Below are 23,990 nucleotides of genomic sequence, written 5' to 3'. Positions count from 1 at the left end.
CGACACCTCGCAGTGCATCGCAGACCGCCTGGGCGGCTGGATTGTGGAAAGGCAGATACATTATCAAGACTGGTTCACAAGACCTAGCTTGATTCATAACCGTCAAATAGCAAGCGCCAGCAAAACACAGACCTTGAGGACTGACAATCGAGCACCAGGCAAGGAGACGCCTGCGCCTGAGCCCGGATCACAGGACCGATCTAAAGGTATGGCACGCCAGTGGCTGGAGCGAAAGCCGCGTACAGCCACGATGCATCGACAGAGACATGAGTTGTGTTGAAACGCTGCCGGCCGCGCCAAATCACTTCGCGACGGCAAGCAGTCGAGCGATCCCTACGTAGTTATCGGCAGTTCGTCGCCCCACCATCGACCAAGGAGGCTGCGAATCCAGAAGGCAAGACGGTGATAGTGATGGAGCTCAACGAGCGAATGCTCGGAAATTCCCCTGCTCCAGAAACGCCAAAGCCCCGCATAACGGGGCTTTGCTGCGAAGGAAGATGGCGGAAGCGGTGAGATTCGAACTCATCAAAATCGATCCACTGTCTAGTCCTGAAATAGGTTTACACCTTTCAGGTCAGGCTCCAGACCTCAAAACGCCCGATGCACCGCATTGGGCGTTTTGTATTTCAGAGCCAGGTGAGGCCGCTCCCGGTTATAGATATCGACGGCTTCGCGCACCATGCGGCGCGCCTGTCCGAGGTCGGTGGGTGGGTGCTCCAGCAACTCGTTCTTCAGGATGCCGTTGACGCGCTCAGCCAGCGCATTCTGGTAACAGTCGTAACCATCGGTCATCGAGCAGGTTGCCCCGTGCTGCGCGTGCAGGCGCTGGTACAGCTCCGAGCAGTACTGGATGCCTCGGTCGGAGTGATGCACCAGGGGGTTCCGCGTCGTGCGGTACCGCAGCGCCTGGCTGTAGGCTCGGGCCACCGACTCGGCATGCAGGCTGTCGTGGACGTGATGGCCGACGATCTTGCGCGAATAGGCATCGGTGACCAGGCTCAGGTAAAGCGGACCGCTCTGGCTCGGCAAATAGGTGATATCCGCCACCCATACCTGTTCCGGGGCGCAGGGCAACACCTGCTGTGGCCCTGGCTTGAGCAGATTCGGATGACGATAGAACCGGTGAAAGCTGTGGGTGGTCTTGTGGTACGCCCGCTTGGGTTTGACCAGCAGGCGATGCTCCGCCAGCACCCTAAACAGGCGATCCCGACCCACATGGAACGCGATCCTGGCCTGATCCTGCAGCAAAAAATGCAACTTGCGCGTTCCCAGACGGGGCTGCCGCATCCGTACCTCACGCACGACCTGGGCAATCAGCGAATCTTGCTCGGAACGCCGGTCCGCCGAGCGGTTGCGCTGGTAATAGGCTTGGCGACTCAAGCCCATGAACTGGCAAGCCCTGCTAACGCTCAGCGCCGGGACTTGCCTTTGCGTGAGGACTTGCCGGGACGCTTTTTTACAACGGATACGCCGTAGTCGTTCTTCAGTACAGTCACGACCGCCTCGAAGAACTGGGCCTTCTGGCTCATGACTTCCAGCTGCTGCTCCAGCTCCTTGATGCGCTGCTCCGGCGTCAGTGGCAGGTTGGGTTCGGACATCGGCTTGCTCCTGGCGGATCGAATGGAAGCTCCCTGACTCCAGTCCTGCCGGCCATGCTTGCGTAACCACACCAGCACCGTCGATCGGCCCTGGATGCCGTAGCGAGCCTGAGCCTCTTTGTAGCTCATTTCGCCTTTTTCGACCTGATCGACCACTGCCAGTTTAAAAGCCTGTGTGTAATCACGCTGACTGCGACGGATACCTTCTGCCATCGGGGTTCTCCTGAAATAAGGGCGAAGGTGTAAACCTTATTCAGGACGGGACACACCTCCTCAGGAGGCCGCATTCTACGTGGCTTACAGAGGTGCGTTTTTCTAGTTTTTGTTCCCAGTTTGTTCCCAGCCTGAAAGTTGCATGGAGTCCGGAAGCGGGCCCCGGAACAGGGAATCTGCCGTTTTCGGTTGACCCAAAATTCCACGGTAATTTCGGTCATACGGCTCTGAAATAACAAAAAAAACTTTACATATCAGTATCTTATTTAATTTACCTCATAGTCATTTCAAGGTAATTTCGAGGTCATGGCGTGACCCCTGACGCCGTCACTACAAAAATAAAAACCTTTAAAATCATATAGTTATAAAAAATTACCTTTGAGATGACCGCACCCGACCACTCCACGGTAATCGCTAAACTCCACTGAATTCAGGGCCTCAAGCCACCCTCCTTGGTTGAATGACCGAAATTACCGCTCTTCAAGATCGAACCTGAATTCCAGCCTCCCACTCGTAGAACAAGCGCAGGGATACGCAGGGAATTCCGCGGCGCTGAAATCACAGCCCAAGCGTGTTGCCCCATAGTTCGCAGCTGGATGCATCGCTGAAGAAAAATCGCTCCATTTAGCCCGCAGGCGTGGCGGGGGGACGACTGCGCGCCAGGGGATGCGTGCTCAGGTATGATTCTGGCAGTGATAAACGGTCTCACTCCTCGAACAAGCACACCATAAGGAGCAGTGGTGCAAGCCCCCAAAGCAGCAGTTCTATTAGTCCTTTCCGCAATCGCCGGTTGCAGCACCTCTCCACCCGAAGGCGCAACATGCACCCTTCCGTCCAGCTGGACTCGTCACGATGAGGTGAAGCACATACCAGGCATCGACGGAACCGTCAGGGTTGAAATCCTGATTGATAGGGACGCAACGGTGAAGAGAGCAAGGGTCGTCGCCACGGACGACCCTCGTTTGGACGAAACCGCGCTTCAGATCGCACGTGGCCTGGTATTCAATCAGCCGACGATCTGCGACGGGAAAAGCTACACCCAGGCTGCCGTCCTGCCTTTCAAGTTCTCCCCCAAATCCTCGAAGGTGCAAATCAAGTAGCACCACCAAGCCTAAGGACGGCAAATGAGCGAAACCCTCTCCAAAGTAAAGGTCGCAGGCAGCGATCCTGAGATTCGCGCGCTTCTGAAAAGCTGGATTGCAGCAGTCGAGCGCTATTGCAACCAAGCAGACGATAACCCCTGGTGGTACAACGAGCGTGCAACACTGAGCACATTGGCCGGTGCAGCCTGGACGATGGGCTGGAGCGCCCTGGAAGAATATGTCAGCGCCAAACGCCTGAAGATTGCTATCGAAGGCGTCGACCATGGCACTCTGAGGAAAGGGCGAGTAGATCTGGTGCTCGTCAGTCCGAAAAGAACCCAGATAGCCATCGAGGCCAAGCAGGCTCTGCAGCCAGTGGGTGGCTACAAGTACGTGATCGATGGTATGGACGCAGCCTGGAAAGACAGTAACTACCTGCTCTCCCACCACTACCATCGCCGGTTCGCCGTTACATTCGTAGTCCCTTCGATCTCCTCGAAACTACTGAAAGATGAAAACACCGAATTGCAAGGCCTTCTAGAAGATTGGCTCGGCAAAGTTCACGAGATCGCGACGAAACGAGGCAGGCCTATCCATATGGCCTATGTGTTCCCGACTCTCGGGAAGCCTCATTACGAGCATGACAACAGATATTTCCCAGGCGTAGTCATTCTGCTGGAAGAGCGCCTGCGATCAACGACCCACTACGAGTAAAGAAGGCCAGCCCATTCGGGCCTCAAACCTCACCACCTCCTCCCCCACCCACTCGTTCACCTGCCGGAGCCGCGCCTTTAGCGGCTCCAGCTCGTTCTGCACCCACACCTCCGTCGCATCCCTGATCGAGCCGAAGCCGCCCGCGTTCACCGGCACGATGCCCATCAGCTGGGGCGGTATGCGCAGGCCGTCCAGCATGTCGTCGCGGGTGATGTTCTTGATCGAGCCGAACTCATCCTTCGCCGCCACCTCAATCACCGGGATCAGCTGCAGCCCCTCCTTCTTGCCGTTGGGCGCGTAGACGAAAGCGCAGAAAGTCCGCTTCGTCTTCCACAACTCAGTCACCGGCTAGCCCTACTCGACCTCCGACACCCTGCGCAACGGCTGGTGGAAGCCGCACCTGGAGAAAGCCGGCATCCGCCCACGCGGCCCCAACCAGTGTCGCCACACCTACGCAAGCCAGATGCTCAGCAGCGGCATAGCCACCCCCGAATGGATAGCCGACCAGATGGGCCACACGTCCACGGCGATGATCTTCAAGCACTACGCGAAGTGGATCAGCAAAGACGGCCCCGATTTCGTGACCCTCCTGAACCAGGCATTGCACCTGTCCTGACCCCAATAAAAAAGGAGCCCCAGGGGGCTCCTTTTTTGCCGCTGATTCCCAGTTTGTTCCCAGAAACGTTCCCTTCCGGGGGCATTTCAAGAAAAATATCAATGAAATCAACGAGTTATATGGCGGAAGCGGTGAGATTCGAACTCACGGACAGTTTCCCGTCGGCGGTTTTCAAGACCGCTGCCTTCAACCACTCGGCCACACTTCCGCATTTGCGGGCCGCCATACTACCCGAACGCAACACGCTGTCAAACTCTCGCAACAGAGCCGCTACGGACCTCTGTTATCATTTCGGGCGACTGCGGTCACGGACCCAATTTCTTGCAGGAGTTTTGCAATGAGCGATCAAGATTACGTACTGAACCAGGCGCAGGCCGGCGGGCTCGAAATCAGCCGTGTGCTGCGCAACACCTACGGGCTGCTGGCGCTGACCCTGGCATTCAGCGGCCTGGTCGCCTATGTCGCGCAGCAAATGCGCGTCGCCTACCCGAGCATCTTCGTGGTGCTGATCGGCTTCTACGGCCTGTTCTTCCTTACCGTGAAGTTGCGCAACTCGGCCTGGGGCCTGCTCTCTACCTTCGCCCTGACCGGCTTCATGGGCTACACCCTCGGCCCGATCCTCAACCGCTACCTGGGCATGCCCAACGGCGGTGAAGTGATCAGTTCGGCCTTCGCCATGACGGCGCTGGTGTTCTTCGGTCTGTCCGCCTACGTGCTGACCACCCGCAAGGACATGAGCTTCCTGGGTGGCTTCATCACCGCTGGCTTCTTCGTGCTGATCGGCGCGATGCTGGCGAGCTTCTTCTTCGACATCAGCGGCCTGCAGCTGGCGATCAGCGCTGGCTTTGTGGTTTTCGCCTCGGTCTGCATCCTGTTCCAGACCAGCGCGATCATCCACGGCGGTGAGCGCAACTACATCATGGCCACCATCAGCCTGTACGTGTCGATCTACAACCTGTTCGTCAGCCTGCTGCAGATCTTCGGCGTGATGAGCGGCGACGACTGATAGCCGCGCCTTGCAGAAGCCCGCTTCGGCGGGCTTTTTCTTGCCTGCAAAAGCCGGTCGCAAGCCGTATCATGCGCTCAGCTATTCCGCTCGAAGCCCTGTCATGAAATTCGCCATAGCCCTCTTCGCTCCTGCCCATGCGCCCTCCTCCCGCCGCGCCCTGCGCTTTGCCGAAGCGGTGCTGGACGGCGGCCACGAAATCATGCGCCTGTTCTTCTACCAGGACGGCGTTCACAGTGCCTCAGCCAATGTGGTGACTCCACAGGACGAGCCGGACATCGCCCGCGACTGGTCCAAGTTCGTGGCCGATCATCAATTGGATGGCGTGGTCTGCATCGCCGCCGCCCTGCGTCGAGGCGTGATCAATCAGGAGGAGGCCGAGCGCTATGGTCGTGCAGCCGCCAACCTGGCACCAGGCTGGGCGCTATCCGGCCTGGGCCAGCTGCATGAAGCCGCGCAGATGGCCGATCGGCTGATCTGCTTCGGGGGGGACTGAGATGGCCAAATCCATGTTGATCATCACCCGCCGCGCGCCCTGGGCCGGCCCGGGTGCGCGCGAAGCGCTGGACATCGCACTGGCCGGCGGCGCCTTCGATTTGCCGCTGGCGATGCTGTTCCTCGATGACGGTGTCTTCCAGCTCGCCAGCGGCCAGACTCCGGGCAGGCTGGAGCAGAAGGACCTCACCGCCAACCTGCAGGCACTGCCGCTGTTCGGCGTGGAATCCCTTTACGCCAGCGCCCACAGCCTGAGCCAGCGCGGCCTGGCCACCGACAGCCTGAATCTTCCCGTCGAAGTGCTGGATGATGCCGCCTTGCGCGCCCTCATCGAGCGCCATGACCAAGTGATCACCCTCTGATGAGTACACTGCACCTGCTTTCCCATTCGCCGTTTGGCGACGACCGCTTCGACAGCTGCCTGCGCCTGCTGGGCAACGAGGACGCGATCCTGCTCAGCGGCGAAGCCGTCCAGGCCCTGCGCGCCTCGACCCACCCACGTCAATGCCTGGAGCAGCTCCCCGAAGGCATTGCCCTGTTCGCGCTGGAAGAAGACGTGGCGGCGCGCGCAATCGGCAGCCCGCCCACCCGCATCAAGTTGCTGGACTACCCCGGCTTCGTGGCGCTATGCGTGCAGTACGACAAGGTGAACAGCTGGCTATGAGCAGCCTCGACCTGAACGGACGGAGCATCCCGCTCGACAAGGATGGCTACCTGCAAGAGCTGGCCGATTGGTCCCGCCCCGTGGCGGAAGCCCTCGCTGCGCGGGAGGAGATCACCTTGCAGGCCGAGCACTGGGAAATCCTCGAGCTGCTGCGGCGCTTCTATGACGAATTCCAGCTGTCGCCGGCCAATCGGCCATTGATCAAGTACGTCGCCCAGCAGCTCGGCCCGGAAAAGGGCAACAGCCTGCACCTCAACCACCTGTTCAAGGGCGCACCGGCCAAGCTTGCCGCCAAGCTCGCCGGCCTGCCCAAGCCGACCAATTGCCTATGACTCCCGCCGCCCCTGTTGAACACCCCTTCGCCCAGTTCGTCCGCATCCTCGGCAAGGGCAAGCGTGGCGCCCGCCACCTGACCCGCGAAGAGGCCCGCGAAGCCATGGGCATGCTGCTGGACGGCAAGACCGAAGACAGCCAGCTCGGCGCCTTCCTCATGCTGCTGCGGCACAAGGAAGAAAGCGCCGAGGAGCTGGCCGGCTTCACCGAAGCCTTCCGCGCGCGCAACCTTGCCCCGGCGATCCGGGTGGACATCGACTGGCCCAGCTACGCCGGCAAGAAGCGCCACCATCCCTGGTTCCTCCTGGCAGCCAAGGCCCTGGCCAATGGCGGGGTACGCATCCTGCTGCACGGCGGTGGCTTGCACACGGCCGGGCGCATCTACACCGAACAATGCCTGGAGCTGCTGGGCATCCCCAACTGCGCCGACTGGCAGCAGGTCAGCCAGGCGCTGGACCACCACCGCCTCGCCTTCATCCCACTGGGAGCCTGGGCGCCGACGCTGCAGCGCATGATCGACCTGCGCAACACCCTCGGCCTGCGCTCTCCCATCCACTCGCTTGCTCGCATCCTCAACCCACTCGGCGCCCGCTGTGGCCTGCAGAGCATCTTCCATCCCGGCTACCAGGCGGTGCACAGGGAAGCCAGCCAACTGCTGGGGGACCACGCCATCGTCATCAAGGGCGAAGGCGGCGAGATCGAAGTGAACCCGGATGCCGCCTGCCACCTCTTTGGCACCGAAGGCGGCGAGGCCTGGGATGAAGAGTGGCCCGCCCTATCGCCGCTGCGCCATGTCAAACCAGAGCGCATCGAAGCAGCGCAGCTACTGGGTGTGTGGGACGGCAGTATCGACGACGCCTACGCCCGGCTCGCCATCCTCGGCACCATGGCACTCGCGCTGCGCGGTCTCGGCCATCCTCGCGAGACCGCCCTCAGCGAAGCCGAGCGGCTGTGGAAAGAGCGAAACGCTTCGAATTAATCGATCAAAAACACTTTGAATTTGCGCCATTCAATCGACTCAACACCTTTAGACTGAGCCCAATTTCCAATTCAGAGGGTCAGGGCCATGGGATTGCTGGTCGAAGGCAAATGGCAGGACAAGTGGTACGACACCGCCAAGGACGGTCGCTTCCAACGTGAAAGCGCACGCCGGCGCAACTGGATCACCGCTGACGGGTCACCCGGCCCGAGCGGCAAGGGCGGGTTCACAGCCGAACCGGGGCGCTATCACCTCTACGTATCACTGGCCTGCCCCTGGGCGCACCGCACGCTGATCTTCCGCAAGCTGAAGGGGCTGGAAAGCCTGATCGACGTCTCGGTGGTCAGTTGGCTGATGCTGGAGAACGGCTGGACCTTCGATCGCAGTCATGGCTCGAGTGGCGATGCCCTCGGCAACCTGGATTATCTCTACCAGCGTTACATCCGCGATGATGCCGGGTACACCGGCCGCGTGACCGTGCCGTTGCTGTGGGACACATTCGAGGAGCGAATCGTCAGTAACGAATCTTCCGAGATCATCCGCATGTTCAACTCGGCGTTCGACGGCCTCACCAATGATCACCAGGACTTCTATCCGCCCGCCCTGCGGACGGAGATCGACGCCCTCAACGAACGCATCTATCCGGCCATCAACAACGGCGTATACCGGGCGGGCTTCGCCACCACCCAGGAAGCCTACGAGGAAGCCTTCGGCGAACTGTTCCGCGAGCTGGACAGGCTGGAAGCGCTACTGGGCAAGCGTCGCTATCTGGCAGGAGCCCACCTGACCGAAGCCGACTGGAGACTGTTCACCACGCTGATCCGCTTCGATGCGGTCTATCACGGGCACTTCAAGTGCAACCTGAGGCGCCTGGCCGACTACCCCAACCTGTCTGGCTGGCTGCGTGAGCTCTATCAGTGGCCAGGCGTTGCCGAAACGGTGAACTTCGAGCACATCAAGGGGCATTACTACGCGAGCCACCGCACCATCAACCCGACCGGGATCATCCCCGCCGGCCCGCTGCAGGATTTCAACCAGCCCCACGGTCGCGACCACCTACCCGGCAAAGGGGTGGCTTAGTCGACCTGAGCCCCTTCGAACCAGGCGAGCTTGTCACGCAGTTGCACCACCTCGCCCACGATCACCAGCGTGGGCGCATGCACCTCATGCCGGGCGACCAATTGCGGCAGGTCGCCAAGCGTGCCGGTGAAGACCCGCTGGTTGCTGGTGGTGCCCTGCTGCACCAGGGCGGCCGGGGTATTGGCCGAGCGCCCGTGTCGGATCAGCTCGCTGCAGATACTCGGCAAGCCGACCAGGCCCATGTAGAAGACCAGGGTCTGGCCTGGCGCGACCAGGTCGCTCCAGGGCAGGTCGCTGCTGCCGTCCTTCAGATGCCCGGTGACGAAACGCACCGATTGGGCGTGGTCACGATGAGTCAGCGGGATACCGGCATAGGCCGCGCAGCCCGAGGCAGCGGTAATGCCCGGCACCACCTGGAAGGGAATGCCGTTGGCCGCCAGCTCGCCGATCTCCTCGCCACCACGCCCGAAGATGAACGGGTCTCCTCCCTTAAGGCGCAGCACGCGCTTGCCCTGGAGCGCCAGGTCGATCAACAGGCGATTGATCTCCTCCTGCGGCACGGCATGCTCCGAACGACGCTTGCCCACATAGATGCGTTCGGCGTCGCGCCGGCACATCTCGACGATCGGGCCCGCCACCAGGCGGTCGTAGAGCACCACGTCGGCCTGCTGCATCAGGCGCAGGGCGCGGAAGGTCAGAAGGTCGGGATCACCGGGGCCGGCGCCCACCAGGTAGACCTCGCCCAGCGCCCGCTGCGTACCGCCACCCGCCACACGTTCTTCGAGCATGCGCTCGGCCTCGGCGGGCTGCCCGGCAAGCATGCGCTCGGCGATCGCCCCCTGGAAAACGTCCTCCCAGAACACGCGTCGTTGCTGCACATCGGGGAACAAGGCCTTGACCCGACTGCGGAAACGCTTGGCGAGCCCCGCCAACTGGCCGTAGGCGGAAGGAATCCAGGTTTCGATCTTGGCGCGGATCAGCCGGGCCAGCACCGGGGCATCCCCGGCACTGGACACGGCGACGATCAGCGGCGAACGGTCGACGATGGCGGGAAAGATCACGCTGCACAGCGCCGGCGCATCGACCACGTTGACCGGCACGCCGCGCGCCTGGGCCTGCTGCGAGATCAATGCGTTGAGGGACTCGTCATCGGTCGCGGCAATGACCAGCACGCACTGGTCGAGGTCCGCCTCCACATAGCCACGGACATGGGCCAACCCTGACGAAGCCCCCACCAGCTCGATCAACTGGCTGTCGATCTGCGGCGCTACCACCTGGAGAACCGCCCCGGCATCCGCCAGCAGGCGAGCCTTGCGCAGTGCGACTTCGCCACCGCCGACGACGAGCACCTGACGGCCCTTGAGGTTATGGAAGAGCGGGAGGAAATCCATGGGAGCGCCTTGCTGCAGTGGTTGCCGTGGAAAACGACGCCCGCATCCGGCAGGGACCGGAACGCGGGCGCTCGGGGAGGCTCGAATCACTCCCGCGCAGGCGGGAGCGGCGAGGATCAACCGATGATTTCGATACCGCCCATGTAGGGCTTGAGGACTTCCGGCACGCGAATGGAGCCATCCGCCTGCTGGTAGTTCTCCAGCACGGCTACCAGGGTACGGCCGACGGCCAGGCCGGAGCCGTTGAGGGTGTGCACCAGCTCGGGCTTGCCGGTTTCCGGGTTGCGGTAGCGAGCCTGCATGCGGCGGGCCTGGAAGTCACCACAGTTGGAGCAGGAGGAAATCTCGCGGTATTTGTCCTGGCTCGGCACCCAGACCTCCAGGTCGTAGGTCTTGGTCGCGCCAAAGCCCATGTCGCCGGTGCACAGGGCGAGAACGCGATACGGCAGCTCCAGCAGCTGCAGGACCTTCTCGGCATTGGCGGTCAGGCCTTCCAGCGCCTCGAAGGACTTGGACGGCTCGACGATCTGCACCATCTCGACCTTGTCGAACTGGTGCTGGCGGATCATGCCGCGCGTGTCGCGACCGGAAGCGCCCGCCTCGCTGCGGAAGCAGGGGGTGTGGGCGACAAACTTCAACGGCAGTTGCTTCGCGTCGAGGATTGCACCGGCGACGATGTTGGTCAGGGACACTTCGGCGGTAGGGATCAGGTAGAGATCCGCTTCGTCCTCGCGACCGATCTTGAACAGGTCTTCCTCGAACTTGGGCAACTGGCCGGTGCCTTGCAGCGCCGGGGCCTGGACCAGGTAAGGGGTGTAGGCCTCTTCATAGCCGTGCTCGGCGGTATGCAGGTTGATCATGAACTGCGCCAGGGCACGGTGCAGGCGGGCGATGGGGCCGCGCAACAGGGCGAAACGCGCGCCGGAGAGCTTGGCGGCGGTTTCGAAGTCCAGCCAGCCATGGGTTTCACCCAGGCTCACGTGGTCCTTGATTTCGAAATCGAAGCTGCGCGGGGTTCCCCAGCGGCGGACCTCGACGTTGCCATCTTCGTCCTCGCCCACGGGGACGGAGGCGTCCGGCAGGTTGGGGATGTTCAGCAGCAGGTTGTCCAGTTCGGCCTGGATGCTCTCCAGTTCGCGCTTGCCCTCGTCCAGCTCGGTCCCCATGCGGTCGACATCGGCCAGCAGCGGCGCGATGTCCTCGCCGCGCTGCTTGGCCTGGCCAATGGCCTTGGAGCGACTGTTGCGCTCGGCCTGCAGCTGCTCGGTGCGGGTTTGCACGGACTTGCGCTGGTTCTCCAGGGATTCGAGGCGCGCCACGTCCAGTTGGAAGCCGCGGGTGGCGAGGCGATCGGCCACTTCCTGGGTCTGGGTGCGTACCAGTTTGGAATCGAGCATGTGAGGTTCCCGTCTATCAGAATTTGGTCAGTGTCAGGCCGGCCCAGGTCGCGAGCAGGCCTCCCAGCACGCTCACCGCCACATAGCCGAAGGCCAGGGGCAGCTGGCCGCTTTCCAGCAAGCGCAGCGTGTCCAGGGAAAAGGATGAAAACGTCGTCAGGCCGCCCAGGAAACCGACCATGAGCCCGGCACGGATCTCCACAGGCACTTCAGGACGCTGGAGGAACAGGCCGTAGAGAAAGCCGATGAGCAGGCAACCGACGATATTGACGGCAAGAGTACCGGCGTAGAAGTAACGAGGCCAGTGGGCAGCCACCCAGTTGCCCGTGGCGAAACGCAGCAGGGTGCCGACGATGCCACCCAGGGACACCGAGAGAATCAGGGGGCTCAAGGCCTTCTCCTTCTGGGGCTGCGCGCATCGAGCCCAGCCAGGTGATCGAGCTTGTCGCGAATCTTCAGCTCCAGCCCCCGAGGTACAGGCTGGTAGTACTGGCGGGGCTCGAGGTTCTCCGGGAAGTAGTCCTCGCCCGCCGCATAGGCATCCGGCTCGTCATGGGCGTAGCGATATTCGTCGCCGTAGCCGAGTTGCTTCATCAGCTTGGTCGGCGCATTGCGCAGGTGCAGCGGCACCTCGTGGGAACCGTTCTCGGCGACATCACGCATGGCCGCCTTGAAAGCGGTGTAGACAGCGTTGCTCTTCGGCGCGCAGGCCAGGTAGACGATGGCCTGGGCCACCGCCAATTCACCCTCCGGGCTGCCGAGGCGCTCCTGCACGTCCCAGGCGGCCAGGCACAGGCTCAAGGCACGGGGGTCGGCATTGCCGATGTCTTCGCTGGCCATGCGCACCACGCGACGCGCGATGTAGAGCGGGTCGCAGCCACCGTCGATCATGCGTGCATACCAATAGAGCGCACCGTCGGGGCTGGAGCCACGCACCGACTTGTGCAGCGCGGAAATCTGGTCGTAGAAGGCCTCGCCACCCTTGTCGAAACGACGACGGCTGTCACCGAGCAGGTTTTGCAGCAGCTCGGGGGCGATCTCGCTGTCGTCCTCGGCGAGGTCCGCCGCATTCTCCAGCAGGTTGAGCAAGCGCCGGCCATCGCCGTCGGCTGCCGCCACCAGGATCGCGAAGCTCTCATCTGGCAGGCGCAGCTTGCGCTTGCCGAGCCCCTTGTCTTCGTTCAATGCGCGGTCGACGAGACGGCGCAGTGCCGCCTCGTCCAGGCTCTTGAGCACATAGACCCGGGCACGGGAAAGCAACGCGTTGTTAAGCTCGAACGAGGGATTCTCGGTGGTGGCACCGATGAAAATCAGCGTGCCGTCCTCGACATAGGGAAGGAAGGCATCCTGCTGGGATTTGTTGAAGCGATGCACCTCGTCGACGAAGAGGATGGTGCGGCGCCCGTACTGGGCGGCCTGCTGCTTGGCCATCTCCACCGACTGGCGGATTTCCTTGACGCCGGAGAGCACCGCGGAAATCGTCTCGAAATGGGCATCGCTGACCTGGGCCAGAAGCTTGGCCAGGGTGGTCTTGCCGACCCCGGGCGGCCCCCAGAAAATCATCGAGTGCAACGCCCCCTGCTCCAGCGCCTCACGCAGGGGCTTGCCCGGCGCCAGCAGGTGCTCCTGGCCAACGTACTCGTCCAGGCTGTTGGCACGCAGGCGCGCGGCCAGGGGCTGGGCGATGGGCTCGGAACGGAACAGGTCCATGGGTGCGCGTGAAACCTCTTATTCCTGAATGACGTCGGCGCCTTCCGGAACCTTGAAGTCGAACTGGGCGGCGTCGATGGCCTGGTTCATCTTCACGCCGAGGAAGAGGATGTTGGTGCGCTGGCCGACGCTGTCGATCAGTTGCATGTCGTTGATCACACCATTGCGGAAGGACAGGCGCAGGGTGTCGAACAAGGTGTCCTTGGCCTTCGGCTTGAGGATGAAGTCCACCACATCGCCTCCTTCCTTGTGGGCGATCTCGAAGTTCTCGCTGATCTTGGAGACATCGCCGGACAACAGCAGCGCAGGCGTGTGCGTGAGGCGCTGATCAAGGGTCTGGATGGTGACCTGTTCCAGGTCCGGGTCATACAGCCAGACCTTCTGCCCGTTGGAGACCAGCAGTTGCTCCATCGGCTCGTCGGTGTGCCAGCGGAACAGGCCCGGGCGCTTGAGGGCGAGCTCGCCGGAGGTTTCCTGAAGCTGGGTGCCGGAACCGTCGAGGGTCAGCTGGGAGAAGCGACCGGTGATGGTCTGGGCCTTGTTGAGCATTTCGGTCAGGCGGGCGATGGCCACCTGGTCATCAGCCTGGGCCTGCATGGCACCAAGGCTCAGTGCGGCAACGAGCAGCATGCGGATCAGTCGCATGGGGGTCCTCATCAGAATTCCGTTCAGGGTTAGTCGCGAACCGGGCCCGGCGCGATCACGTCACGCGAGCCGTTGGTGTTCATGGGCGTGACCACACCGGCCATCTCCATCGCCTCGATCATCCGGGCGGCGCGGTTGTAGCCGATCTTCAGCTTGCGCTGTACCGCGGAAATGGACGCGCGGCGGCTCTCGGTGACGAAGCGCACGGCCTCGTCGTAGAGCGGGTCTTCCTCACTGCCTTCACCGCCCTCACCGCCATCGAAGCCGCCGCTGGAGCCACCACCACCCTCGTCGACACCCGCGAGAATGTCTTCGATGTAGTCGGGAGCGCCACGCAACTTCCAGGCCTCGACCACGCGATGCACCTCGTCATCGGAGACGAAGGCACCGTGGACACGGATCGGCAGGCCGGTGCCCGGCGGCAAGTAGAGCATGTCGCCGTGGCCCAGCAGTTGCTCGGCGCCGCCCTGGTCGAGGATGGTGCGCGAGTCGATCTTGCTGGAGACCTGGAAGGCCATGCGGGTCGGGATGTTGGCCTTGATCAGGCCGGTAATCACGTCCACCGAGGGGCGCTGGGTGGCGAGGATCAGGTGGATGCCCGCCGCACGTGCCTTTTGCGCGATACGGGCGATCAGCTCTTCCACCTTCTTGCCGACGATCATCATCATGTCGGCGAATTCATCGACGATCACCACGATGGTCGGCAATTGCTTCAGCAGCGGCGCTTCGTCTTCCATGCTCTCGCGGCGATAGAGCGGGTCGGTCAGCGGCGTGCCCGCCTCCTCCGCGTCCTTGACCTTGCGGTTGAAGCCCGCAAGGTTGCGCACGCCCATGGCGGCCATCAGCTTGTAGCGCCGCTCCATCTCGGCGACGCTCCAGCGCAGCGCGTTGGCGGCTTCCTTCATGTCGGTCACGACCGGGCACAGCAGGTGCGGAATGCCCTCGTAGATCGACAGTTCGAGCATCTTCGGGTCGATCATGATCAGCCTCGCCTGCTCGGGCGTGGACTTGAACAGGATCGACAGGATCATGGCGTTGACGCCCACGGACTTACCGGAGCCGGTGGTACCGGCCACCAGCAGGTGCGGCATGCGGGCCAGGTCGGTGATCACCGGGCGCCCGCCGATGTCATGGCCGAGGGCCATGGTGACCGGCGACTTGGCCTCGTCGTACTCGGTCGAGGACAGCACTTCGGAGAAGCGCACGATCTGGCGGTCTTCGTTGGGAATCTCGATGCCCACGGTGGTCTTGCCGGGAATGACCTCCACCACGCGGACGCTGATCACGGCGAGGGAACGCGCCAGGTCCTTGGCAAGGTTGGAGATACGGCTGACCTTGACGCCTGCGGCGGGCTGGATCTCGAAACGGGTGATCACGGGGCCCGGGTGCACGGATTCGACTATCACTTCGACGCCGAACTCCTTGAGCTTGATCTCCAGCAGGCGCGACATGGCCTCGAGGGATTCGGGGGAGTAGCTCTTCTGCTTCTTCTCGGCCACATCGAGAATGGAGATCGGCGGCAGGGTGCCCTCTACCGCGCTGTCGACGAACAGCGGGACCTGCTTCTCCTTCTGCACCCGCTTGCTGGGCTCGGCAGCCTTGGCCGGCGCAGGGGGCGTGATGACCGGTGCAGGACGCTTGTCGCGCTCGATCATGTGCTTGGCCAGGGCATCTTCGCGTTCGATCAGGCGTTCCTTGACCTTCGCCTGCTCGCGACTGTCGCGAACCACGGGCGCGGCGACCTCGTTGACGCGGTCATCCACCTCGCGCAGCTTGGCCACGAGTTGCTTGCGCTCGGCACGTGCACTCCACCAGCGGTTGATCAGGCTCTGGATCAGCTCGACCAGGTCGAGGGTGATCTTGCCGGTCAGGTCCATCACCTTGAACCACGACAGGTCGGTGAAAACCGTCAGGCCGAAGAGGAACAGGGCGAAGAACATCAGTGTGCTGCCCTGCACGTTCAGAGCGTTGACCGCCAGGTGGCTGAGGCTTTCGCCCAGCGCACCGCCGGCGGATGCTGGCATGCCGACGCTGTCCTGGAAGTGGATATCGGCCAGCGCGGCGCCCGAAAGCACCAGGAAGACGAGGCCGATCAGGCGCCAGGAGAACAGCCAGCCACTCCAGTCGATGGCCTGGTGGCGATGACGGAACACCTGCAGCGTCTTGATCGCAAGCAGCAACGGGAAGATGTAGGCGAAGTAGCCGAGGGCCATGAAGAGGATGTCGGCGAACCAGGCGCCCAGGCGGCCTGCGGCGTTCTGTACCTGCTCGACATTGCTGGTGTGGGTCCAGCCCGGATCGGAAGAGTCGTAGGTGAGCAACGCCATCCACAAGTAGAGGCACAACGCGCCCAGCGCGATCAGCGCACCTTCCTTGAGGCGGTAATGCAATTGCTGGCGCCAGACGGGCGTCTGGGCAGTACTCGTGGAATTCTTCAAACGCCTTTTTTCCTGCGCCCTTGGCGCGTTCAAGAATCGGTTACTGGCGGAAATGCCGCCCATTGTACGGGTTTAACCGCCCGGCGCCACAGCGTCCGCCCTGGCCGCGGCGCGTTTTGCGGGTGATTCGTGCTTCGGTGTAGCATAGCCGCCAGCATCTTGCGCAGCGCTCAATTTGAGCATGCATTCTCTTTTGTGACAAAGACTTATGAGGCCTTTTTATGAGCGACGTCAAGCATTCACGCCTGATCATCCTGGGCTCCGGCCCAGCCGGTTACACCGCTGCCGTGTATGCCGCCCGCGCCAACCTCAAACCCGTTGTCATCACCGGCATCCAGCCGGGCGGCCAGCTCACCATCACCACCGAGGTCGACAACTGGCCGGGTGACGTCGAAGGCCTCACCGGCCCCGCCCTGATGGAGCGCATGCAGAAGCACGCCGAGCGCTTCGACACCGAGATCGTCTACGACCACATCCACACCGCCGAGTTGCAGCAGCGCCCCTTCATCCTCAAGGGCGACAGCGGCACCTATAGCTGCGACGCGCTGATCATCGCCACCGGCGCCTCCGCCCAGTACCTGGGCCTGCCGTCCGAAGAGGCCTTCGCCGGCAAGGGCGTATCGGCCTGCGCCACCTGCGACGGCTTCTTCTACCGCAACCAAGTGGTCTGCGTGATCGGCGGCGGCAACACCGCCGTCGAGGAGGCCCTCTACCTCTCCAATATTGCCAAGGAAGTCCACCTGATCCACCGCCGCGACAAGCTGCGCTCGGAGAAGATCCTCCAGGACAAGCTGTTCGAGAAAGCCAAGAACGGCAACGTGCGCCTGCACTGGAATCACACCCTGGAAGAGGTACTGGGCGACGCCACCGGCGTGACCGGCGTCCGACTGAAAGACACCACCAACGGCGAAACCAAGGAAATGCCCCTGGCCGGTGTATTCATCGCCATCGGCCACAAGCCCAACACCGAACTGTTCCAGGGCCAACTGGAAATGCGTGACGGCTACCTGGTGGTCCGCGGCGGCTCCGAAGGCAACGCCACCGCCAGCAGCATCGAGGGCGTCTTCGCCGCTGGCGACGTGGCCGACCACGTCTATCGCCAGGCGATCACCTCGGCAGGTGCCGGCTGCATGGCCGCGCTGGATGCCGAAAAATTCCTCGACGACAACTGAGGCGCAGGGGCGGCGCACCTCACGCCGCCCTCCCCTTCCCATGCTGACCTGGCTTAGCCGCGAAAACCTGACCTTCCCGCCCCTCGAGCGCGCCCTCCGCGAGCCCAATGGACTGCTGGCGGCCGGCGGCGACCTGTCCCCCGAACGCTTGGTCCAGGCCTATCGCCACGGCTGCTTCCCCTGGTTCCAGGACGGCCAGCCGATCCTCTGGTGGTCACCCGACCCGCGCACCGTCCTGCCCCCGCAGGAAGTGCATGTTTCCCGCAGCCTCGCCAAGCTGATCCGCCAGCAACGCTTCCGCGTCACCTTCGACCAGGATTTCGCCGCCGTCATCGCGGCCTGCGCCGGGCCACGCAGCTATACCGATGGCACCTGGATCACCACGCCGATGCAGGCCGCCTATCTGGAACTGCATCGCCGCGGCGTCGCCCACTCGGTCGAGGTCTGGCTGGATGGCGAACTGGTCGGCGGCCTTTACGGGCTCGCCATGGGCAAGCTGTTCTTCGGCGAATCCATGTTCAGCCGCACCGACAACGCCTCCAAGGTCGGGTTCGTGACCCTCACCCGCCACCTCAACGACTGGGGCTTCGTGCTCATCGACTGCCAGATGCCGACCCAGCACCTGCACAGCTTCGGCGCCCGCTCGATCACCCGCGAGAAGTTCTCACGCTACCTCCAGCTTTATCTCGACCAACCCAACAGCGCCAACTGGGCTGTCGCCTAGGCGAGTCGCCAAGCCTGGCTTACACTTGCGGAAGGCTTTTTCGAGATTCGACCATGACCGAGCTGGCTCGCCTGAAGTTCTATGCCACTCAACCGCATCCTTGCAGCTACCTGCCCGAGGAACAGGCCACCACACTGTTTCTCGATCCCAGCCAGCCGATGGATGTGGAGGTCTACGCCGAGCTCTCGGAAATGGGTTTCCGCCGCAGCGGCGACCACCTCTACCGCCCCCATTGCCAGCGTTGCACCGCCTGCGTACCGGCCCGCATCCCCGCCGATGCCTTCGCACCCAGCCGCCAGCAGCGGCGCATCCTCAAGCGCAACACCGACATCGAAGTCCGTGCCGTTCGCCCAGCGTTCAACGAGGAGTACTACGCCCTCTATGTGCGCTACATCGAGGAGCGCCATGCCGACGGCGACATGTACCCACCAAGCCGCGATCAGTTTTCCACCTTCCTGGTCCGCGACCTGCCGTTCTCGCGCTTCTACGAATTCCGCCTGGAGGGTCGCCTGGTCGCGATTGCCGTAACCGACGTCCTGCCCAACGGCCTATCGGCCGTCTACACCTTCTACGATCCGTCGGAAGAGCGCCGCAGCCTGGGCCGCTTCGCCATCCTCTGGCAGATCGGCGAGACCTTGCGCCTGGGCCTCCAGGCGGTCTATCTCGGCTACTGGATCAAGAACTGCAGGAAGATGAACTACAAGACCCAGTACCGCCCCATCGAGCTGTTCGTCAATCAGCGCTGGGTCACCCTCACCTGAAACCCTTGGCTTACGATGCATTTTTCGGGCACAATGCACGCCGTTTTTGCCAGGCGCCGTTTGCACCCGGCCAATCATTGATACCGAGGGCTTTACTGCATGTCGAAAGAAGACAGCTTCGAAATGGAAGGCACTGTCATCGATACCCTGCCCAACACCATGTTCCGCGTGGAGTTGGAAAACGGGCACGTCGTCACCGCGCATATTTCCGGCAAGATGCGCAAGAACTACATCCGCATCCTTACCGGTGACAAGGTTCGCGTCGAGCTGACCCCCTATGACCTGAGCAAAGGCCGCATCACCTACCGCGCCCGCTAATCAGGCACACAACAAAAAGCCCGGCAATCGCCGGGCTTTTTGCGTTTCTCCATATCAGCATCAGGCCATTTCAGCAGTGGTCTCGAAGTCGAATTCGAGCTCATCGTCCTTCACGTCGATGTGGACCACGCCGCCGTGCTCGGCCAACTCGCCGAAGAGGATCTGCTCCGCCAATGGACGCTTGATCTTGTCCTGGATCAGGCGCGCCATCGGTCGAGCCCCCATCTGCGCGTCATAGCCACGCTCACCCAGCCAACCGCGCGCCTCGTCACTGACGACCAGTTGAACGCGCTTGTCTTCCAACTGGGCCTGCAGCTCGGTCAGGAACTTGTCGACGACGTTCTTGATGGTTTCGTGAGTGAGGCGACCGAACTGGATGATGGTGTCCAGGCGGTTGCGGAACTCCGGCGTGAAGCTCTTCTTGATCACTTCCATCGCATCGGACGAGTGGTCCTGATGGGTGAAGCCGATGGAGGCGCGCGACGCGGTTTCAGCCCCCGCGTTGGTGGTCATGATCACGATGACGTTACGGAAGTCCGCCTTGCGGCCGTTATTGTCGGTGAGCGTACCGTGGTCCATGACCTGCAGAAGCAGGTTGAAGACCTCGGGGTGCGCCTTCTCGATCTCGTCGAGCAGGAGGACACAGTGCGGCATCTTGGTGATGGCTTCGGTGAGCAACCCACCCTGATCGAAACCAACGTACCCCGGAGGCGCACCGATGAGGCGCGAAACGGTGTGCCGCTCCATGTACTCGGACATGTCGAAGCGCACCAACTCGATCCCCATGGCCTTGGCCAACTGACGAGCGACCTCGGTCTTGCCCACGCCGGTGGGGCCGGCGAAGAGGAAGGAGCCCACAGGCTTGTCCGGCGACTTGAGCCCTGCCCGGGACAGCTTGATGGCAGTCGACAGGGAGTCGATGGCCGCATCCTGGCCGAATACCGTCAGCTTCAGGTCGCGCTCGAGGTTGCGCAGCAACTCCTTGTCGGAGCTGGTGACGTGCTTCGGAGGAATCCGCGCGATCTTGGCGACGATGTCCTCGACTTGCGCAACATCGATACGCGGAGCACGCTTGTCTTCAGGCTGCAAGCGCTGATAGGCGCCCGCCTCGTCGATGACGTCGATGGCCTTGTCCGGCATATGACGGTCGTTGATATAGCGCGCCGCGAGCTCGGCAGCCGCACGCAAGGCCTCATCGCTGTATTCGATGTGGTGGTGCTGCTCGAAGCGCCCCTTCAGGCCACGAAGGATGCCGACGGTGTCCTCCACGGAAGGCTCGGTAACATCGACCTTCTGGAAGCGGCGCGCCAGTGCGCGGTCCTTCTCGAAGATGCCACGGAACTCCTGGAAGGTCGTGGAACCGATGCAGCGGATCTCACCGGAAGAGAGCAACGGCTTCAGCAGATTGGACGCATCCATCACCCCGCCCGAGGCTGCGCCAGCTCCGATGATGGTGTGGATCTCGTCGATGAAGAGGATGGCGTGCGGACGCTTGCGCAGTTCATTCAGCAGCGCCTTGAAGCGCTTCTCGAAGTCACCACGGTATTTGGTACCGGCAAGCAAAGCCCCCAGGTCCAGCGAATAGACGACGCTGTCGGCCAGCAGGTCGGGGACCTGATTGTCGACGATGCGCTTGGCCAGGCCTTCGGCGATGGCCGTCTTGCCGACACCCGCCTCCCCCACCAGCAACGGGTTGTTCTTGCGGCGACGGGCAAGGATCTGCGCCACGCGCTCGACCTCGGCCTCGCGCCCGACCAGCGGATCGATGCGCCCCTGGCGCGCCAGCTCGTTCAGATTGCTCGCATAGGCATCCAGAGGATGCCCAGCGGAAGAGGATTCCCCACCTTCGTCATCCTGCATTTCCTGCTCGCTATCATGCTGCTCGCCATGGCCGGGCACCTTGGAGATGCCGTGGGCGATGTAGTTGACGACATCGATACGGGCGACGCTCTGCTGCTTGAGCAGGAATACCGCCTGGCTTTCCTGCTCGCTGAAGATGGCCACCAGCACGTTGGCACCGGTGACTTCGCGCTTGCCCGAGCTCTGCACGTGGAACACGGCGCGCTGCAACACGCGCTGGAAACCGAGCGTGGGCTGGGTTTCGCGGTCCTCGTCATGCTGGGGGATCAGCGGCGTAGTGGAGTCAATGAATTCCTGCAGGTCATGCCGCAGCTTGTCCAGGTTCGCACCACAGGCTTTCAGCACTGCAGAAGCGGCATCGTTATCAAGAAGGGCAAGCAACAGATGCTCGACCGTCATGAACTCATGACGCTTGGCGCGGGCCTCCTTGAAGGCAAGATTGAGGGTGACTTCGAGCTCACGGTTTAACATAGCTTCACCTCATACCCAAGCGGTCGGCGTTAACCGTCCTTCTCGATCTCACAGAGTAGCGGATGCTGACTCTCTCTCGCGTATTGATTCACCTGCATAGCCTTGGTTTCAGCAATATCGCGTGTAAACACCCCACAGACCGCCCGCCCCTCGGTGTGAACGGTCAGCATGACCTTGGTCGCCGTCTCGCGGTTGTGGTTGAAGAACACCTCAAGCACCTCGACGACGAAATCCATCGGCGTGTAGTCATCGTTAAACATGACCACCTTATACATAGGTGGCGCCTGAAGGATCGGCTTGGCTTCCTGGACGACCAGACCCGTGTCGTCGTCCCCATGATGCTCAGGGCGATCCTGATTGAATGTTAGTCGAATCTGGCTGCTTGCATGCATGCTGGAATAAAGCTTCTTGATAGGCGAAAGGGAGACGCCGTTTGGACTTTGACCCGCTTCTCAGCTGGTCGCTGCATCGCCTTGACTAAAGGCAAAACGGTGTTACAAACAATGGATACCCACCTACGGGTATCAGGGGTTCCGCACCCTCGTCCATTCGGTCGAAACAGGCGCGGGGTCGAAGTGGATGATACTCCAGTGATGGAGTCCTTTGCAGAGGGATATCAGCATGGTTAGCGGTAAGGTCAAGTGGTTCAACAACGCCAAGGGCTATGGATTTATCCTCGCTGACGGCCGAGATGAGGACCTGTTCGCCCATTATTCGGCCATCCAGATGGATGGTTACAAAACCTTGAAAGCTGGCCAACCGGTAAGCTTCGATATCATCCAGGGCCCCAAAGGCCTGCACGCCGTGAACATCAGTACGGTCACGGCAAACTCCGAAGCACCTGCCGCCACTGCCAGCCTCCCCCAGGGCAGCACGGTCGAAGCTTGAGCCCATTCCTTAGGGCATAAAAAAGGCCGGTCATGATGACCGGCCTTTTCGTTACGCCATCAGTCTCACATGTGAGCGATGGTGGCGTCGCCGAAGCCAGAGCAGGAAACCAGCTTGGCACCGTCCATCAGGCGCTCGAAGTCGTAAGTCACGGTCTTCGCGGCGATGGCACCGTTGGTGCCCTTGATGATCAGGTCGGCAGCCTCGGTCCAACCCATGTGGCGCAGCATCATCTCGGCGGAGAGGATGACCGAACCCGGGTTGACCTTGTCCTGGCCAGCGTACTTGGGCGCAGTGCCGTGGGTCGCTTCGAACATGGCGATGGTGTCGGACAGGTTGGCACCCGGAGCGATACCAATCCCGCCCACCTCGGCCGCCAGGGCGTCGGACAGGTAGTCACCGTTCAGGTTCAGGGTGGCGATCACGTCGTACTCAGCCGGACGCAGCAGGATCTGCTGCAGCATGGCGTCGGCGATGGCGTCTTTCACCACGATGTTCTTGCCGGTGTTCGGGTTCTTGAACTGCATCCACGGGCCGCCATCCAGCAGCTCGGCGCCGAACTCTTCACGCGCGACTTCGTAGCCCCACTCTTTGAAGGCACCTTCGGTGAACTTCATGATGTTGCCTTTGTGGACGATGGTCACGGAGCTGCGATCGTTGTCCACGGCGTACTGCAGGGCCTTGCGCACGAGACGCTTGGTGCCTTCCAGGGAAACCGGCTTGATGCCGATACCGCAGTTTTCGGTGAAGCGAATCTTCTTGACGCCCATTTCCTCGGTGAGGAACTTGATGACCTTCTCGGCCTCAGGGGAGCCAGCTTTCCACTCGACGCCGGCGTAGATGTCTTCCGAGTTCTCGCGGAAGATCACCATGTCCACGTCACCGGGCTTCTTGACCGGGCTGGGCACGCCTTCGAACCAGCGAACGGGGCGCTGGCAAACATACAGGTCCAGCTCCTGGCGCAGGGCCACGTTCAGGGAGCGGATGCCACCACCGACCGGAGTGGTCAGCGGGCCTTTGATGGAAACGACGTAGTCACGTACCGCTTCCAGGGTTTCTTTCGGCAGCCAGGTGTCCTGATCGTAGACCTGGGTGGCCTTCTCGCCAGCGTAGACTTCCATCCAGGAGATCTTGCGAGTGCCGTTGTAGGCCTTGGCAACGGCGGCATCTACCACCTTGATCATGACTGGGCTGATGTCGACGCCGATGCCATCGCCTTCGATGAAGGGGATGATCGGGTTGTTCGGGACGTTCAGGGACATATCGGCATTGACGGTGATTTTGTCACCGGTAGCAGGCACCTGGATCTTTTGGTATCCCATGCTGGACTCCGTAGTTCTCGTGGTCTGACAACCATCACGCGGTCGGCGCGACGGATGGATCTTGGGTCTCGGAAAGGCGGCACATTCTTGTAGTTTTTCTACAGAAAGTCACG

25 protein-coding genes, 1 tRNA gene and 1 pseudogene are annotated in these 23,990 nt (G+C 62.0%); 15 read left to right on the top strand and 12 right to left on the bottom strand.

All coding sequences use genetic code 11. The features are described from left to right. Positions 1-588 precede the first annotated feature (588 nt). A protein-coding gene (locus PHLH3_RS13375; protein WP_213629219.1) for an IS3 family transposase occupies positions 589-1,811 on the bottom strand; the annotation gives its coding sequence in 2 pieces (ribosomal slippage) (positions 589-1,448 and positions 1,448-1,811; 1,224 coding nt in all). 740 nt (positions 1,812-2,551) lie between these two features. On the opposite strand from PHLH3_RS13375, the gene PHLH3_RS13370 reads away from it, so the two are divergent. Continuing rightward, entirely contained in the window at positions 2,552-2,911 is a 360-nt protein-coding gene (locus PHLH3_RS13370) for an energy transducer TonB (protein ID WP_213629801.1), read from the top strand. Between the two features lie 24 nt (positions 2,912-2,935). Continuing rightward, positions 2,936-3,607 carry a hypothetical protein gene (locus PHLH3_RS13365; protein ID WP_213629799.1) on the top strand — a complete coding sequence of 224 codons (672 nt, stop codon included), beginning with the start codon at positions 2,936-2,938 and terminating at the stop codon, positions 3,605-3,607. Here PHLH3_RS13365 and PHLH3_RS13360 read toward each other — a convergent pair. Beyond that, a pseudogene (locus tag PHLH3_RS13360) lies at positions 3,587-3,913 on the bottom strand (hypothetical protein); the annotation flags it as partial. The gene PHLH3_RS13365 and the pseudogene PHLH3_RS13360 overlap by 21 nt on opposite strands. Positions 3,914-3,980: 67 nt before the next feature. Here PHLH3_RS13360 and PHLH3_RS30665 point away from each other — a divergent pair. Further along, the gene (locus PHLH3_RS30665; RefSeq protein WP_280527458.1) at positions 3,981-4,223 is read left to right on the top strand and encodes a tyrosine-type recombinase/integrase; all 243 of its coding nucleotides are present in this window, start codon (positions 3,981-3,983) and stop codon (positions 4,221-4,223) included. 120 nt (positions 4,224-4,343) lie between these two features. Here the strand turns inward: PHLH3_RS30665 and PHLH3_RS13350 are convergent. Beyond that, positions 4,344-4,431, bottom strand: a tRNA-Ser gene (locus PHLH3_RS13350). A gap of 129 nt (positions 4,432-4,560) precedes the next feature. On the opposite strand from PHLH3_RS13350, the gene PHLH3_RS13345 reads away from it, so the two are divergent. The 7 genes from PHLH3_RS13345 to PHLH3_RS13315 all read left to right on the top strand — a co-directional run bounded on the left by PHLH3_RS13345 (position 4,561) and on the right by PHLH3_RS13315 (position 8,780). Then, positions 4,561-5,229 carry a Bax inhibitor-1/YccA family protein gene (locus tag PHLH3_RS13345; RefSeq protein ID WP_111262163.1) on the top strand — a complete coding sequence of 223 codons (669 nt, stop codon included), beginning with the start codon at positions 4,561-4,563 and terminating at the stop codon, positions 5,227-5,229. 103 nt (positions 5,230-5,332) lie between these two features. Continuing rightward, entirely contained in the window at positions 5,333-5,725 is a 393-nt protein-coding gene (gene tusD / locus PHLH3_RS13340) for a sulfurtransferase complex subunit TusD (protein WP_213630544.1), read from the top strand. Between the two features lies 1 nt (position 5,726). After that, positions 5,727-6,086, top strand: coding sequence for a sulfurtransferase complex subunit TusC (tusC, locus tag PHLH3_RS13335; protein ID WP_213629797.1), 360 nt, complete (start codon positions 5,727-5,729; stop codon positions 6,084-6,086). After that, on the top strand, positions 6,086-6,388 hold the full coding sequence (tusB, locus tag PHLH3_RS13330) for a sulfurtransferase complex subunit TusB (RefSeq protein ID WP_213629795.1): 303 nt from the start codon (positions 6,086-6,088) through the stop codon (positions 6,386-6,388). The genes tusC and tusB overlap by 1 nt, the downstream gene beginning before the upstream one ends. Continuing rightward, the gene (locus PHLH3_RS13325; protein ID WP_173174249.1) at positions 6,385-6,720 is read left to right on the top strand and encodes a TusE/DsrC/DsvC family sulfur relay protein; all 336 of its coding nucleotides are present in this window, start codon (positions 6,385-6,387) and stop codon (positions 6,718-6,720) included. Before tusB ends, PHLH3_RS13325 begins: the two co-directional genes overlap by 4 nt. After that, positions 6,717-7,700, top strand: a complete 984-nt coding sequence (locus PHLH3_RS13320) for a glycosyl transferase family protein (RefSeq protein WP_213629793.1) — start codon at positions 6,717-6,719, stop codon at positions 7,698-7,700. The genes PHLH3_RS13325 and PHLH3_RS13320 overlap by 4 nt, the downstream gene beginning before the upstream one ends. Positions 7,701-7,787: 87 nt before the next feature. Continuing rightward, positions 7,788-8,780, top strand: a complete 993-nt coding sequence (locus tag PHLH3_RS13315) for a glutathione S-transferase family protein (RefSeq protein ID WP_213629791.1) — start codon at positions 7,788-7,790, stop codon at positions 8,778-8,780. On the opposite strand, the gene cysG is transcribed toward PHLH3_RS13315, so the two are convergent. From cysG to ftsK, 6 genes are all read right to left on the bottom strand, one after another. Further along, positions 8,777-10,171, bottom strand: coding sequence for a siroheme synthase CysG (gene cysG, locus PHLH3_RS13310; protein WP_213629789.1), 1,395 nt, complete (start codon positions 10,169-10,171; stop codon positions 8,777-8,779). The two genes, PHLH3_RS13315 and cysG, sit on opposite strands and share 4 nt — an antisense overlap. Positions 10,172-10,287: 116 nt before the next feature. After that, the gene (gene serS / locus PHLH3_RS13305; protein ID WP_213629787.1) at positions 10,288-11,568 is read right to left on the bottom strand and encodes a serine--tRNA ligase; all 1,281 of its coding nucleotides are present in this window, start codon (positions 11,566-11,568) and stop codon (positions 10,288-10,290) included. Positions 11,569-11,584: 16 nt separating this feature from the next. Then, the gene (gene crcB, locus PHLH3_RS13300; RefSeq protein WP_111262154.1) at positions 11,585-11,959 is read right to left on the bottom strand and encodes a fluoride efflux transporter CrcB; all 375 of its coding nucleotides are present in this window, start codon (positions 11,957-11,959) and stop codon (positions 11,585-11,587) included. Further along, positions 11,956-13,278, bottom strand: coding sequence for a replication-associated recombination protein A (locus PHLH3_RS13295; RefSeq protein ID WP_213629785.1), 1,323 nt, complete (start codon positions 13,276-13,278; stop codon positions 11,956-11,958). The genes crcB and PHLH3_RS13295 overlap by 4 nt, the downstream gene beginning before the upstream one ends. A gap of 18 nt (positions 13,279-13,296) precedes the next feature. Then, entirely contained in the window at positions 13,297-13,923 is a 627-nt protein-coding gene (gene lolA / locus PHLH3_RS13290) for an outer membrane lipoprotein chaperone LolA (RefSeq protein WP_213629783.1), read from the bottom strand. Between the two features lie 29 nt (positions 13,924-13,952). After that, entirely contained in the window at positions 13,953-16,361 is a 2,409-nt protein-coding gene (gene ftsK, locus PHLH3_RS13285) for a DNA translocase FtsK (protein ID WP_173174263.1), read from the bottom strand. A 221-nt stretch (positions 16,362-16,582) separates the two neighbouring features. Here ftsK and trxB point away from each other — a divergent pair, with 221 nt between their 5' ends. The 4 genes from trxB to infA all read left to right on the top strand — a co-directional run bounded on the left by trxB (position 16,583) and on the right by infA (position 19,336). Next, the gene (trxB, locus tag PHLH3_RS13280; protein ID WP_111262150.1) at positions 16,583-17,533 is read left to right on the top strand and encodes a thioredoxin-disulfide reductase; all 951 of its coding nucleotides are present in this window, start codon (positions 16,583-16,585) and stop codon (positions 17,531-17,533) included. A gap of 40 nt (positions 17,534-17,573) precedes the next feature. Further along, positions 17,574-18,257, top strand: coding sequence for a leucyl/phenylalanyl-tRNA--protein transferase (gene aat, locus PHLH3_RS13275; protein WP_213629781.1), 684 nt, complete (start codon positions 17,574-17,576; stop codon positions 18,255-18,257). Between the two features lie 53 nt (positions 18,258-18,310). Further along, positions 18,311-19,018 (top strand): arginyltransferase, encoded by a 708-nt coding sequence (locus PHLH3_RS13270; protein WP_213629779.1) that lies wholly within the window; start codon positions 18,311-18,313, stop codon positions 19,016-19,018. Positions 19,019-19,117: 99 nt separating this feature from the next. Next, positions 19,118-19,336 carry a translation initiation factor IF-1 gene (gene infA, locus PHLH3_RS13265; protein WP_016492441.1) on the top strand — a complete coding sequence of 73 codons (219 nt, stop codon included), beginning with the start codon at positions 19,118-19,120 and terminating at the stop codon, positions 19,334-19,336. Between the two features lie 60 nt (positions 19,337-19,396). Here the strand turns inward: infA and clpA are convergent, their stop codons facing one another. Both clpA and clpS read right to left on the bottom strand, forming a co-directional pair. Beyond that, a complete protein-coding gene (clpA, locus tag PHLH3_RS13260) occupies positions 19,397-21,667 on the bottom strand; it encodes an ATP-dependent Clp protease ATP-binding subunit ClpA (protein ID WP_173174271.1) in 2,271 nt (756 codons plus the stop codon). A 29-nt stretch (positions 21,668-21,696) separates the two neighbouring features. Further along, complete coding sequence (gene clpS / locus PHLH3_RS13255) at positions 21,697-22,059, bottom strand: ATP-dependent Clp protease adapter ClpS (RefSeq protein ID WP_213629778.1); 363 nt, start codon at positions 22,057-22,059, stop codon at positions 21,697-21,699. A 229-nt stretch (positions 22,060-22,288) separates the two neighbouring features. Here clpS and cspD point away from each other — a divergent pair, with 229 nt between their 5' ends. Further along, positions 22,289-22,555 carry a cold shock domain-containing protein CspD gene (cspD, locus tag PHLH3_RS13250; RefSeq protein ID WP_111262174.1) on the top strand — a complete coding sequence of 89 codons (267 nt, stop codon included), beginning with the start codon at positions 22,289-22,291 and terminating at the stop codon, positions 22,553-22,555. Between the two features lie 65 nt (positions 22,556-22,620). On the opposite strand, the gene icd is transcribed toward cspD, so the two are convergent. Beyond that, positions 22,621-23,877, bottom strand: a complete 1,257-nt coding sequence (icd, locus tag PHLH3_RS13245; protein WP_111262145.1) for an NADP-dependent isocitrate dehydrogenase — start codon at positions 23,875-23,877, stop codon at positions 22,621-22,623. Positions 23,878-23,990 lie beyond the last annotated feature (113 nt).

This window comes from Pseudomonas sp. Pc102, from assembly GCF_018408275.1.
Lineage (GTDB): Bacteria > Pseudomonadota > Gammaproteobacteria > Pseudomonadales > Pseudomonadaceae > Metapseudomonas > Metapseudomonas tohonis.
The sequence above is the reverse complement of the archived record's forward strand: the minus strand, read 5'-3'. Positions and strand labels throughout refer to the sequence as shown.

What these genes read in the sequence shown, in the direction of transcription:
- PHLH3_RS13365 (WP_213629799.1), top strand. Translation starts at nt 2,936, where the DNA reads ATGAGCGAAACCCTCTCCAAAGTAAAGGTCGCAGGCAGCGATCCTGAG.
- PHLH3_RS13345 (WP_111262163.1), top strand. Translation starts at nt 4,561, where the DNA reads ATGAGCGATCAAGATTACGTACTGAACCAGGCGCAGGCCGGCGGGCTC.
- tusD (WP_213630544.1), top strand. Translation starts at nt 5,333, where the DNA reads ATGAAATTCGCCATAGCCCTCTTCGCTCCTGCCCATGCGCCCTCCTCC.
- tusC (WP_213629797.1), top strand. Translation starts at nt 5,727, where the DNA reads ATGGCCAAATCCATGTTGATCATCACCCGCCGCGCGCCCTGGGCCGGC.
- tusB (WP_213629795.1), top strand. Translation starts at nt 6,086, where the DNA reads ATGAGTACACTGCACCTGCTTTCCCATTCGCCGTTTGGCGACGACCGC.
- PHLH3_RS13325 (WP_173174249.1), top strand. Translation starts at nt 6,385, where the DNA reads ATGAGCAGCCTCGACCTGAACGGACGGAGCATCCCGCTCGACAAGGAT.
- PHLH3_RS13320 (WP_213629793.1), top strand. Translation starts at nt 6,717, where the DNA reads ATGACTCCCGCCGCCCCTGTTGAACACCCCTTCGCCCAGTTCGTCCGC.
- PHLH3_RS13315 (WP_213629791.1), top strand. Translation starts at nt 7,788, where the DNA reads ATGGGATTGCTGGTCGAAGGCAAATGGCAGGACAAGTGGTACGACACC.
- cysG (WP_213629789.1), bottom strand. Translation starts at nt 10,171, where the DNA reads ATGGATTTCCTCCCGCTCTTCCATAACCTCAAGGGCCGTCAGGTGCTC.
- serS (WP_213629787.1), bottom strand. Translation starts at nt 11,568, where the DNA reads ATGCTCGATTCCAAACTGGTACGCACCCAGACCCAGGAAGTGGCCGAT.
- PHLH3_RS13295 (WP_213629785.1), bottom strand. Translation starts at nt 13,278, where the DNA reads ATGGACCTGTTCCGTTCCGAGCCCATCGCCCAGCCCCTGGCCGCGCGC.
- lolA (WP_213629783.1), bottom strand. Translation starts at nt 13,923, where the DNA reads ATGCGACTGATCCGCATGCTGCTCGTTGCCGCACTGAGCCTTGGTGCC.
- trxB (WP_111262150.1), top strand. Translation starts at nt 16,583, where the DNA reads ATGAGCGACGTCAAGCATTCACGCCTGATCATCCTGGGCTCCGGCCCA.
- aat (WP_213629781.1), top strand. Translation starts at nt 17,574, where the DNA reads ATGCTGACCTGGCTTAGCCGCGAAAACCTGACCTTCCCGCCCCTCGAG.
- PHLH3_RS13270 (WP_213629779.1), top strand. Translation starts at nt 18,311, where the DNA reads ATGACCGAGCTGGCTCGCCTGAAGTTCTATGCCACTCAACCGCATCCT.
- infA (WP_016492441.1), top strand. Translation starts at nt 19,118, where the DNA reads ATGTCGAAAGAAGACAGCTTCGAAATGGAAGGCACTGTCATCGATACC.
- clpA (WP_173174271.1), bottom strand. Translation starts at nt 21,667, where the DNA reads ATGTTAAACCGTGAGCTCGAAGTCACCCTCAATCTTGCCTTCAAGGAG.
- clpS (WP_213629778.1), bottom strand. Translation starts at nt 22,059, where the DNA reads ATGCATGCAAGCAGCCAGATTCGACTAACATTCAATCAGGATCGCCCT.
- cspD (WP_111262174.1), top strand. Translation starts at nt 22,289, where the DNA reads ATGGTTAGCGGTAAGGTCAAGTGGTTCAACAACGCCAAGGGCTATGGA.
- icd (WP_111262145.1), bottom strand. Translation starts at nt 23,877, where the DNA reads ATGGGATACCAAAAGATCCAGGTGCCTGCTACCGGTGACAAAATCACC.